This is a genomic window from Acetobacter senegalensis (genome assembly GCF_001580995.1).
In the GTDB taxonomy this organism is placed as follows: domain Bacteria; phylum Pseudomonadota; class Alphaproteobacteria; order Acetobacterales; family Acetobacteraceae; genus Acetobacter; species Acetobacter senegalensis.
On sequence record NZ_LHZU01000079.1, the window covers coordinates 1 to 12,237 of the forward strand.

The 12,237-nt window shown below is 52.8% G+C and carries 9 protein-coding genes and 1 pseudogene; 8 read left to right on the forward strand and 2 right to left on the reverse strand.

The window, feature by feature from the left end; translation table 11 throughout:
• Both AD948_RS01390 and AD948_RS01395 read right to left on the reverse strand, forming a co-directional pair.
• Positions 1–624, reverse strand: a pseudogene (locus AD948_RS01390) (transposase); the annotation flags it as partial.
• On the reverse strand, positions 602–1,372 hold the full coding sequence (locus tag AD948_RS01395) for an IclR family transcriptional regulator domain-containing protein (RefSeq protein ID WP_061470365.1): 771 nt from the start codon (positions 1,370–1,372) through the stop codon (positions 602–604). The gene AD948_RS01395 and the pseudogene AD948_RS01390, both read right to left, overlap by 23 nt.
• A gap of 154 nt (positions 1,373–1,526) precedes the next feature.
• Here AD948_RS01395 and AD948_RS01400 point away from each other — a divergent pair, with 154 nt between their 5' ends.
• From AD948_RS01400 to AD948_RS01435, 8 genes are all read left to right on the forward strand, one after another.
• A complete protein-coding gene (locus AD948_RS01400; RefSeq protein ID WP_061470366.1) occupies positions 1,527–2,435 on the forward strand; it encodes a LysR family transcriptional regulator in 909 nt (302 codons plus the stop codon).
• Between the two features lie 126 nt (positions 2,436–2,561).
• The gene (locus tag AD948_RS01405; RefSeq protein ID WP_248845874.1) at positions 2,562–4,973 is read left to right on the forward strand and encodes a TonB-dependent receptor; all 2,412 of its coding nucleotides are present in this window, start codon (positions 2,562–2,564) and stop codon (positions 4,971–4,973) included.
• A 132-nt stretch (positions 4,974–5,105) separates the two neighbouring features.
• Positions 5,106–5,744, forward strand: a complete 639-nt coding sequence (locus tag AD948_RS01410; RefSeq protein ID WP_061470373.1) for a cysteine hydrolase family protein — start codon at positions 5,106–5,108, stop codon at positions 5,742–5,744.
• Between the two features lie 54 nt (positions 5,745–5,798).
• The gene (locus AD948_RS01415; protein ID WP_169797367.1) at positions 5,799–7,328 is read left to right on the forward strand and encodes a carboxylesterase/lipase family protein; all 1,530 of its coding nucleotides are present in this window, start codon (positions 5,799–5,801) and stop codon (positions 7,326–7,328) included.
• A gap of 77 nt (positions 7,329–7,405) precedes the next feature.
• A complete protein-coding gene (locus tag AD948_RS01420) occupies positions 7,406–8,677 on the forward strand; it encodes a lipase family protein (protein ID WP_061470368.1) in 1,272 nt (423 codons plus the stop codon).
• A gap of 41 nt (positions 8,678–8,718) precedes the next feature.
• Positions 8,719–9,999, forward strand: a complete 1,281-nt coding sequence (locus AD948_RS01425) for an MFS transporter (RefSeq protein ID WP_061470369.1) — start codon at positions 8,719–8,721, stop codon at positions 9,997–9,999.
• A gap of 112 nt (positions 10,000–10,111) precedes the next feature.
• Positions 10,112–10,747: a cysteine hydrolase family protein gene (locus tag AD948_RS01430; RefSeq protein ID WP_061470370.1), complete on the forward strand. Its 636-nt coding sequence runs from the start codon at positions 10,112–10,114 to the stop codon at positions 10,745–10,747.
• A gap of 26 nt (positions 10,748–10,773) precedes the next feature.
• The gene (locus tag AD948_RS01435; RefSeq protein WP_276325346.1) at positions 10,774–12,159 is read left to right on the forward strand and encodes an MATE family efflux transporter; all 1,386 of its coding nucleotides are present in this window, start codon (positions 10,774–10,776) and stop codon (positions 12,157–12,159) included.
• Positions 12,160–12,237: the final 78 nt, after the last annotated feature.

Below are 12,237 nucleotides of genomic sequence, written 5' to 3' on the forward strand. Positions count from 1 at the left end.
AGATCCGTAGACGGGATCGTCCCGTCATCCTGACGCTTTGCCTTGGTGAATTTCAGGGTCCAGCGTGCATGACGATCTTTATGGGACAGCTTTGACGGCTTGTCCTGCCAATCCTGTGGGATCCGTCCTTCCCGCAGATCGGCCTTCTCCCCATTGGTATTGCGCTGCTTTGGGGCCGCTACCAATGTAGCGTCCAGGATCTGGCCTGACATCGGCAGATAACCGGCATTCCGCAGGATCGCATCAAAGCGGTTGAACAAAACATCAATTGCTCCCGCCTGTGTCAGACGCTCACGAAACAGCCACACGGTTTTGGCATCAGGCACGCGCTCAGACAGTCCCAGACCAAGGAAACGCATGAAGGAAAGACGGTCATTGATCAGGTATTCTGTTCGTCATCAGACAAATTGTTCAGCGTCTGGATCACCAGTATCTTGAACATCAGAACCACACATCAAAGGGCGGACGCCCGCCTTTTCTTCCATCCGAATAGGCCAGAGCCTGATCCAGATCAGGGCGGAACACCTCAAAATCCACAGTCCGGGAAAACGCTTCAAGCTGATCGCCAAGCCCACTCAATCGAGCAAGCCGCTCTTCAACATCAAAGAAACCAGACTGGGTCATGAGCCACTCCTCCAGTCATCACACAAGAGAGGGAATCACAGAGAAAGGCCCAAAACCAGAGGGTTTTTCGAACCCTCCATTTGCGAAGCGGGACGGCGACGGAATGATAACCGTATTCGGCTTCCTGACAGGCATAGGCAAACCCGTTTTTGCGTGCTGCCAGCACTTCGTCTTTAATGACTTCTGGATCCGTTATGGTAAACGGTGTCGATTTTTCCAGTGGGGTAACCGCAAAATAGGCGGCAAGTTCGTCATCGGTTTTGTCGGATAAGAGAATACGTCCCAGAGCACTGTTATTGGCGGAGATACGAAAGCCGATACCCACATCTAGCCGCGCCGCCTGAGCAGGAACCGCGCGGGCGATCATGACCACCTCATCGTTATGTATGACAGCGGCGGCTGTGCCTTCATCCGTGGTTTTGGTCAGGCGTTCGCAGGCGGGCTGGATGATATCCGAAATGGCGTTACAGGTCAGGTAGGCACGGGCAATTCTGAGGATATCGGGCGTGAGGGTGAACAGGCGTCCTTCGCTACGCATGTAACTGAGTTGTTCCAAAGTGATCAGCGCACGCCGCACCGTTGCTTTGGGCAGGTCAACCTCGCGGGCGATTTCACTGAGGGTCATGCGGCGCTTTTCCGCCGAAAAAGTGCAGATAATCGCCAGTCCTCGAGCAAGAGCTTCCGAGTAATCCCGCCCTACGCCTTTTTCTTCCCGTCGGGCGACATCCTTTGAACGTAATTTTGTCATTGACCTTTTTCGTTACAGTTTGGGTTTGTTTTTTTTGCGCTTGCATATCGGCGTATTCTACACGCAGTTATGGTTTCATGGGAATATCCGTGGAGTTTGTTTGTGTGGAATGGAGGCTTTATGCGTCTGTTGCTGCGAGAAAAGGTAAATTGATATGAGTGTACCGAAAAAATTCCGCGGAAAAATTACCGGCAGTGATGTGCGTTTGGTAAAAGTTTTCTGCACTATCGTGGAATGCGGGGGCTTTGCAGCCGCCGAGCCTGTGCTGCAAATCGGTCTTCCCGCGATTAGCCGCTGCGTTTCCGATCTGGAAGTCAGAACCGGGGTTACGGTCTGTAGGCGTGGCAAAGCGGGCTTTGCCCTGACGGAGCAGGGTCTACGGCTGTATGACTACGGCAAAAGGCTTTTGCTCGATATGGAACGCTTTGAACAGGAAGTTTCCAGCCTGAACGCCGAGGTCAGTGGAACCCTGCGTCTGGCGGTTGTGGATGCGCTGATAACGGACAAGAGTTTCCGGCTGACAGAGGTGATCAATAACTTCTGTACACTTTATCCCGATGTGATTCTTAAGCTTAGTTCAAAAACGACAGAGGAGGTGGAGGCCGGTATTATTAACGACGAATTTGACGTTGGCATTATCTTCAAACGAAGAACCATTGAGAAAATCGAATATAAATTTCTCCATGGTGAGGTAAATCATTTATATTGTGCGCTTGGGCATGAGCTTTTTGACAAGATCCCGGCCAGTACTGGTGATTTACAGCCGCAAAAGTATAATTTTTGTGGATATGATCTAAAAAGAGCCACGCGCCTGCCCGAAATCGTAAAGTCTTTCAAGCAAAAGGCAATCGTTGAGAATATGGAGCTGGCGGCAACCCTTATAGGGAGCGGTTGTTATTTAGGTTTTCTGCCAACCCACTATGTTGAATCTTTATGGAGAAAGAATGATTATAAAAAAATTCTTGCTTCTGAAATTCAGTTCGTTAATTCCATAGAAATGATTACCCTCAGAGGTCAGACTTCGCAGCTTGTACAAAGATTCCTGCTGTGTATGCAGGAGTAGACGCGGTCTGTTCCGGGAGTGTCGGAGGCACGCCACTTTACCAAATGCAAAACCAAATTTTCCTCAGAGGTTATTTTTAACCCGGAACAAATCCCTCATGCTGTAAGCAGATAGTGAGGGAGGACGATGATGAGGGGTGTATTCGCAGAAAAACAGAATCCTATGCTCCCGGTAAAATTGAGAATTTTACTACTGTCTTCCATAGCCGCGCTCTATGTTTCCGGGGTGGCCCTAGCGGAAGATGCGAAACCGGTGGGAAAGGTGGCGGTCCGGGGCAAGGTTGCGGTGTCTGGTGCGCATAACGTCAAAAAATCGAATAAGGCAGCGGTGTCGCGCCATAGCGAGGAAGTCGAGGTCGCGGGCTCACAGCGTTACATGCAGACTGGCAGCAGTATGAAAGTTGACAGCCGGATACTGCAAAGTGAAGTGCCGGGGCAGAATATTCTGAAATCCCTTGGTCAACTTCCGGGAACAAGTTACAGCTCTTCAGATCCGTTGGGTATTGATGGTTGGTCATCCAGCATTCACGTTCGTGGCTTCAGTCAGAATCAGCTGGGTGTGACGCTGGATGGCATTCCGCTGAATGACCAAACTTATGCCAACCTGAATGGTCTGAATATCAATAACGCTGCGATTTCTGATGATATTGGTCGGGCATCTATGTCCGTAGGGGCTGGCGGACTTGCCGTGCCGTCAAACAGTAACCTTGGCGGCTCCATGGAAATGAGCATAAAAGACCCGTCAGACAAAATGGGGGCTAAGGTTTCTCAAGGTTTTGGTAGCTACGGTATGAAGCGAACCTATGTTCGCCTAGATAGTGGCAAGCTGAATCATTCAGGTACAAAGTTTTTTGTTTCTTACGCTCGGGCGTATGAGAAAAAGTATAACAGCTCTAGCCCTGATTTCATGCAGAATGTTGATGCCAAAATTATGCAACCTCTGGGTGAGCGGGTTAGGGCAGCATTGTTTTTCAACTGGTCTAATGCTGAAGTCTGGAATTATTCAGATAACTCTCTGGAAATGCTTGATAAACTTGGCTGGCGGACGGCCAACTTCTATCCGAACTATGCTGGAGCGTATGCGGCTGGTCTGTGGGGAATGACGGACGGTGCTCAAGGCTCTCTGCCTGCGGGGTGGCAGAATGTTTCCACCACCTATGGTACGGCATTCTATGATGCAGGCCAGGCAACGGTTGACTATCTGACTGGTCTGCATCTGGATGCTGATATTATGGATCGCCTGAAATGGCATGGTCTTCTGTATGGCCACAAGGATGATACACATACGGTAGTAGGTGACCCATACGATTATTCTACCACCGGTGCGCCTTTGGCCGAAGATGTCTGGCATCTTCAGCAACAGCGTGGCGGTTTTACAACCAGCTTTACGTATGACTACAAAAAGCATCATTTTGAAACCGGGGCCTGGTTCGAAAACAACAGACAGGAAACGTCGTTCAATATCTATAATCAACCACTTCTTGGTCAAGGCACACCAGTGTCTGTTACGGGGCCGTATGATAGGTACGGTCTGCTCTATTCAGCTTATCATTACAAATGGAATACGAATACCTTCCAGTACCACCTGATGGATACGTATACACCATTTGATAATTTGCGTCTGACATATGGTTTCAAGTCCATGCTGCAGACAACTTCGGGTGGTGCGCAGGCTGGGTTCTCTAACCTTGCGCATGGCAGCATGACATCGTCAGCTGCTTTCCTGCCCAATGTCAATCTTGTCTGGCGTTTTCTACCACATCATGAGCTGTACTTTGATGTGGCAGAAACCATGCGACCCTACAGTGTTGCCGCAAAAGGTAGCTATACATCACCATGGGGTGTATCGACCCAGGCTCTGTTCAATGAGAACCGTTCAAAACTTAAACCTGAAAAAGACTGGGTTTATGTCGTAGGGTATCGTTATACAAGCAGGAAGATAGTGGCATCCATTGCTGGTTATCATGCTGATATTTCGCATCGTCTTATGTCTGCGTCTGTTGGAAGTATCAACAACCCTGTTTCTACAGTCATAGATACGCGTAAGGCTTCCATGTATGGGGTGGATGCATCCATTAACTACTATCCTTTCAAGTGGTTGGGAATTTTTAATTCGATTAGCTACAACCACATGACATATGGCGCGCATGTCAATGCGTGTCCGCTTACAGGAAACTGTGACATGTATGGCAAGAAAATGGTTGCGTATCCTTCCTTTATTTACAAGACTGGCATCGATTTTCATTATCACGGGTTTAATGCGAACTTCTATGCCAACTATTTTTCAAAGAGATACTACTCTCTTATGAATGATACGTCGGTCAGTCCATACTGGTTTACCAGTGCGGGCGCATCTTATGATTTTGGGAGGGTTTCTGTTCTTAAGAATGTAAAAGTGAATTTCACAGTTTATAATCTTCTGAACCAGAAATATATTTCTATGATGGGCGAGAATGGCTTCCCTGTATCGGGTGACTACCAGTCGCTCCAGCGTGGTGCGGTGCGTGAGTTCTTCGGAACTGTCAGTGCCTCGTTCTGATGTATGTAAGCAGTTGCTCATAACACGTCGTAACTGATGGTGGCCTGTTTCCTTCATGTGTTGGAAACAGGCCGACATTCATGACCACCATGGTTCATGGATGCGCGTGGTCTTGTTTGGAAGAGAAGTTTTGTGACAAACGTAAAAAAGAAAAACCCTTTTATTGTCGGTAACCCTGTCGTGCTGGCCATTGATATTCAACAAGGGTCGTTTGTACCGCCGCCTCCGAATTTTCATCTGCCGCTGATGCCCGACACCATCGAGCGGATGAGCCGCACACGTAGCGTGATTGACGCGGCGCGTGCGGCGGATATTCCCGTTATTTTCTTTCAGGAAATACACCGGGCATCGCTGATTGATTTTGGTCGGGAACTGGATGGCAGTGAGGGGCCGCATTGTGTCGAGGGTCGACCGGGTACCCCGATTGCCCGCGATGTAGTGGGGCTGAGAGAGGATGATTATGTCATCCAAAAGCGTCGGTATTCATGCTTTTTCGGCACGGAGCTTGAAATTCTTCTTAAGGCACTCAAAGCCGAGACGCTTATCCTGATCGGTGGTTTTACGGATGTGTGTGTCCACTACACATTTGTCGATGGCCATCAGCATGACTATCATTGCCGCGTTGTGCATGACTGTGTCGCGGGCTCCAGCATCAAGGCGCATACGGCTTCGCTCGAAGCTATGGAGTATCTCCAGCATGGTGCCAATGTCGATTGCGCCTATGCAGTAGATGCGTTTGCCCAGCACGCGCGCAAGGGGGCCGACGCCTAAACCTATGGGGAGAGTGTGATCATGATGCACCGGAGCGGGCAAAAAAAGCGGCGCGTGAGACATCACCTTTGTGTTGTTGCCTGTATGGCCTTTGTTGTTACGGGGGGCGTGGCTGGTGCTGCATCCGAGGCCTCCATGGTGCAGACCCCTTACGGTCTAGTCTCGGGGCGTAGTGCCGCGGGCGTGGACAGTTTTAAGGGCATACCCTACGCTGCCCCGCCGATCGGGGCACTGCGGTGGCGTCCGCCCCAGCCTTTGCCCGTGACAGGTGAGTCTGCGCGGATTGATGCTGGTGCTTTCGGGCCAGCCTGCCCGCAGATCGCGCGTATGGACGCGCGCAATATCCCCACAAGCGAGAACTGCCTCTCGCTCAATATCTGGCGGCCATCAGAGCGGCGGGGCGGACCTTTGCCTGTCATGGTCTGGGTTCATGGCGGGGCCTTTATTGGTGGGTCGTCGGCGGAACCGCTTTATGATGGAACCCGACTGGCGCAAAAAGGTGTTATAGTCGTCAGTTTCAATTATCGCCTTGGGCGTCTTGGTTTTTTTGCCCATCCCGCTCTTGCGGCGGTGCGCCCAAAGGGCGAAGCACAGGCCAATTACGGCTTTATGGACCAGATCGCGGCACTAGGCTGGGTGCGGGATAATATCGGGCGGTTTGGCGGCGATCCGGCGCAGGTCACGCTTTTCGGGCAGAGTGCCGGGGGGGCATCGGTCAATTTCCTGACGGTCATGCCGTCTGCGCGCGGCTTGTTCGCGCGCGCCATTCCCCAGTCGGGTTTTCCACGCTGGGCCGGGCGAGAGCTGACCCAAGGGACGGCCTCGGCTGAGGCCATTGGGGTGGAATACGCCCACCGACATGGTATCGATGGCGTATCTGCCATGCAAGCCGATGCACTTCGGGCCTTGCCCGTTTCGGCACTGACAGAGGATGACCCGCCGGAGGACATAGATCGTAGCACTCCCATGCCCATTGTCGATGGTCAGTTGCTTGCGGCCCCTTTGCCGACGCTATTGGCGCAGGGCAAAATGCTGCCGGTGCCGCTGATACTGGGCGGGACTAGTTGTGATGCCAGCGTTTATGGGCCTGATGCTCTGGCTTTGTTTACATTTACCTCTCCGGCGGACCCGACCTTCAAGCGGTTGTATCCGGGGCCTTTGCAGGCGGCTGTGCGTGCGGCGCAGACAGACCGGATCGAAACTGAACCAGTGCGCTTTCAGGCACAGGCGTGGGCGGCGGCGGGTCTGCCTGTCTGGGTTTATGATTTTGATCATGGCGGGGCGGGAAAGGGCTGGCAGTCTGATGGATGCCGTGGGGCGGCTCATGCATCCGAGTTACCCTATGTATTTGGCAATTTGCGCACCCGCTACACGAACCAGAGCGATGACGGCGGCCAAGGTATCACGCCTGTGGCGGCCGCGGTGCGGCAGGATCGCAGGCTTTCCGAGCAGACGATGGCGTACTGGGTCAGTTTCGCGCAAAAAGGCGTGCCGGATGCTGCGGGCATTGCCCCGGTTTGGCCCCTCTATTGCCGCTTAGCGGGCCAGTTCTGGAGTTCGGCCCCCACGATCTTTCGGTCATGACATATTTCCGGGAAGCCCAGCTTGACTGGGTTGCGAGCAAGCTTTCAGGCTTGGCGGTTTGGTGAGGAATGGCGACTATGCGCGCATATCTCAAGAAAGCACTCGTGCTTGGGGCCTGCTTTATGGGATGTGGAACTGCTATGTCAGGCATGGCGGCGGATGCGCTGCCTTCTGGCGATGCCGGAGTTTCGGCTTTCTACCAGTGGGCTGCCCCTCTGCCGGAGGCTTACGGCACCGTATTGCGGCAGGAGGCCTATGAGGCACCCGGTCTGGGGTATCATGGCTATCGTGTGTTGTACACGGCGCGTGACGGTGTAAGAGAGGGCCAGATAGCCCCTGTTTCCGGGGTGTTGTACCTGCCGGAAGGCAAGCCACCCGCAGGTGGGTGGCCAATCGTGGCTTGGGCTCATGGTACAACGGGGGTGGCGGATGTCTGCGCGCCGTCATGGCGTGGCTCGTCGCCGCGGGATCTGGCGTATTTCAAACAATGGCTCAGCCATGGATATGCCGTGTTCGGCACGGATTATCAGGGGCTGGGTACGCAAGGTGTGCACCCATATCTGCTATTCAAACCCGAAGGATACAGTATTCTCGATGGCGTTCACGCCGTTTTAAAAGCACATCCGCATCTTCTGGCGAACGATATTGTGGTGGCGGGGCAGTCTCAGGGGTCAGGGGCTGCGCTGGGGGCAGGCTATCTGGCACCGCAGGTGGCGCCAGATATGCATATTCTGGCGGTTATTGCCAGTGGTCTTGTGCTTGATATTCGGGACCGTCACCAGGCCCCCTTTATTACCGAAGGCGCCTATCAGGGCGGGGATGATGTGGATGCCGCCTATTCGACCCTGTATTTTCTGGGCAGCCTACAGGCATTGGGCTATCCGGGGCTTTCCGATCTGATCAGGGATAAGGGGCGGGCAATCATTGATCTGGCATCTCATGCCTGTCTGCATGATCTGATGGATTACGCCAAGGCCCGGCATATGAAGGCGGATGATATCTACACTCCCGGTGTGGAGCATTATGAGCAGATGGCCCAGCAGGCCAGAATGTTGCCCGATGCTTACCAGAAAGCACCGGTTTTTACCGCGACCGGCCTTGCGGATTCAGAGGCGGGTCTCATACCCCAATATAATGCGATTGCTGCATTATGCGCGGCGGACGATCATGTGGAGTGGCACTACTATCCGGGCCTGACACACAGTGGCACGGTGAATGTCGCCTTTGCGGATGAACTACATTTTATCACCGCCCTGCGCGCGGGGAGCCGCCCGGTTTCGAACTGCAAGGCGCTTCATGCGCCTGGCCCCTTGCAGGCACCGGATCAGCATGTGCCGTTCAATTACTGAGTGATACGGGTATTTCAAAAAAGAGAGCGGGGCACCTGAAGATGGAAAAAATCGATAAGGGCAGGGTTATTATCTACCTTACGATCATGCTGTGCATTTTCAGTTTTGAATGGGTCGATAGATTCAGCATTTCAATCCTTATTGACCCGATAGAAAAAAATCTCGGGATTGCGGATCGTCATGTTGGTCTGATCAATGGCGCGTTGTTCGCTCTTGTGTATTCGCTTTCGGGTTTCCTGTTTTCCTATCTGGTCAATCGGGCGGGATCAGGGCGGCTGCTTGCAGTGGCCTCGTTGGGGTCGGGGCTGTTCACCATTTTGGGCGGTTGGGCCTGCGGGCTCTGGAGCTTTGCCTTTACAAGACTGGCTGTCGCTTTTTTTGAAGGGGGGTGCAGCCCTGTCTGTTACTATATCATCTCTCGTCATTTTCCCGATCAGTATCGCGCGCGCGCAATCTCTGTGTACAATAGCGGCATTTCTCTGGGTATATGGATCGGCCTGAGCGTGGGGGGCATGTTGGTGCCATGGCTTGGCTGGCGTTACACCCTGTTCGCTCTGGGTGTGCCGGGGGTGGTGCTGGCTGTCGGGGCGTGGTGCATGGTCCGCGAAGGTGCCGTGGGAGCGCAGGATAGCCATGCAGCGGGCGCGTCCTTCTTTTCCGATCTGCGGTTTTTGCTTGTGCGTAAAAGTTATTGGCTGACCTGTATGGCCTATACACTGCTTGTCATGGCTAGTGCGGGTTTTGAGAGCTGGTGCCCGGCCTATCTCATTCGCAGCCGGGGGCTGACGGTAGAGCAGGCAGGCAATATCAGTGGTCTGGTGGAAGGGATTGGCGGTATTGCCGGCACGATTGCCGCCGGCGTGCTGTGCGATTACCTCGTAAAAAGAAACAAGCGTGCCTATGCGTTGATACCCCTTGTGGCCTGCGTTCTGGTTAATCTGTCGATGGTAGCTTTTTTTGAAACCACGGGATCGCTCTCTTATTTTTTCTATGCGTGTATCATTTTCGGCATCGGGGCCTATCTCTCGCCGGTGCTGTCTTTGTCGCAGGAAGTGCTGCCGCCCGCGCAAAAGGCGCTGGGGGCGACCGTCATGCTGGTTAGTATGAGCGTGATAGGGGCAGGAGGGGGCAATTACCTTGTCGGGATCCTGAGCGATAACTACAAGGCGGCAGGTGCTGCCGACCCCTTGCAATCGGCCTTTTTGTCCATGCTGATCACGGTTCTGCCAGCGGGCGTCTGCCTGCTTCTGGCGTGCCGGTATATCGTGAGTGACATTGATGATGCTCGCCAGATGGAGAGCTTGCATCTCCTCCCGGTTTGATCGGGGCGAGGGTGTTATCCATGTCTCGGTCATGCAAGTTTGTTTGTGTAATTTGATATTGAACCACAAGGCGTGCTGCGTATCCTTGTCTGCATTATAGAGGAGTATGCGTATGAGCGGAGCAAAGCAGATTGTCGCGAAGCCGATGATTGTTGGTCAGCCTGCCCTGATTGTGGTTGATATTCAAAAAGGCAGTTTTGTGCCACGTCCACCCAGCTCCCGCCTTGAATTCATGCCTGACGCAGTTGAGCGCTACACCCGTGCCAGAACTGTTGTCGATGCCGCGCGTGAGGCCGGTATTCCGATCATTTTTGTGCAGGAAGCTCACCGCCGTACGATGGTTGACTTCGGACGTGAGCTTGATGGTTCCGAAAGTGTGCATTGTCTGGAAGGGCAGTCTGGCACGGATTTCGCGGTCGAAGAACTGGGTATGCTGGAGGATGACTACCGGATCACCAAGCGGCGCTATTCCGTGTTTTTCGGTACAGATATGGAAATTCTCCTCAAAGGCCTTGGCGTGCAAACTGTTATCATGGTCGGCGGTTTTACCGACGTGTGCGTACATTACAGTTTTGTCGATGGCCACCAGATGGATTATTACTGCCGCGTGGTAGAAGACTGTGTTTCCGGCTCTAGTTACCGGGCGCATGATGCAGCTCTTGAGGCTATGGAATATCTGCAGGCCGGTGCACGGCGCAGCGCGCAGGACATGGTGGATGCTTTTGCCGCGATCAGGCAGCAGGCATAAAATAAACGCGAATCCAGAGTGTGTCTGTGGTCAGTCTATTCGGAAAGAAAAATATTTTTTTTGAAGAAATTCGTGAAATTTCAAAAATATTTTTCCCACTTTCTCTCGCACAAGTCATGCAGGTCAGTATTACGCTATGCGCCAACCTAGCACTGGGTGGCATAGGGGTTGAAGCACTCGCGTCTGGTGGCATCTGCAATATGCTGATCCAGACCGGTGTTGTCATTGTTCAGTCAACCATTTCCTCATTTCAGTCTCTTTTGGGCCAGGCTCGTGGCCGGGGGGGAGCGGAGGGCGAGGCAGCTGCGGAGCGTTTCGTGGCGTGTGCGTGTGCTATTGCGCTGGGCCTGTCGGGTTTTCTTGTCGCTTTGCTGGTTTTGATCGTTCTGGTCTGTCAGGCCATTGTTTTCGAGACTTCAATGGGGCAAGACGCGCTTTTGTATATGAGCAGCGCCGTTTTTGGTGCGCCGGGCATGGTCTTTTTTTCGGTTATGCGTTCCTATGGCTCGGCAACAGGGCGTTCGGCTTCCATTCTCAAGGCGGCAGGGTGCGGCACGCTGGCTTATGGGGTCGGAGCTTTCGTGGTTCTACTGTTCTGCCGTGGCATGGGGCAGAGTATTCTGGTCATGATGGGGGTGGTGTTTTCCATTGCTTGGTCTATCGCGGCTACTATGTCGTTTCTGACACTGGATATTTTTTCTGTTCTTAAAAGAAGCTTCGTCCAGCATGAGTGGCCTGCCATAAAGAACAGTTGTGCCACTATTCTCCATGCTGGCTGGCCTGTCGGCCTTGGCGTGGCCTCTGAAATGAGTGCTAATACCTTGTTGGCCATGTTTGTCGGGGCTTCGGGCGTTGCGCAGATGAGCGTGCATCAGCTCTGTCAGTCCATAGAATTACTGACTTTTATGCCTTCTTTGGCTATGAATCAGACAGTTTCAGTCAGAGTTTCCTATTTTCATGGAAAAGGGGAGCATGACCGCAGCAGAATCGTGCATCATGTTGCTATGGTTTTCATTTTTCTGGTGGCTTTGGCCGAAGTCGCCACGATTTTGTTGTTTCATAACCCCATCTACCGAGCCAGCATAAGCGATACGGGCGTGGTATCCGCACGTTTTGGTGGTGGTCTGTATGATATGTTTCTCGTTGTGTGCGCGGTTGTAGTGTTCGATGCGCTTCAGGCTGCCTCATCCGGTGCGTTGAGGGGTAAGCTGGATATGAAAATTCCTATGCTTATGGCCGTCACCAGTTACTGGATCGTGGGGTTCCTGTTTGCCATGGTGCTGGCGCAGTTGACACCGCAACCCGTTTTGGGAGTATGGATTGGGATCTGTGCTGGTGTTTTTTGCTCGGCTTGCCTGCAAACGGTGCGGTTTATTCGTATCAATAGCGTAGGCCGTGCAGAGATGACATAAGCACGGTCCTGCGGTAGTGATGCACGCGGGGAAGTGTATTCTAGGGCTAATCGACATTCAAGCGCTCCAGATCATGAC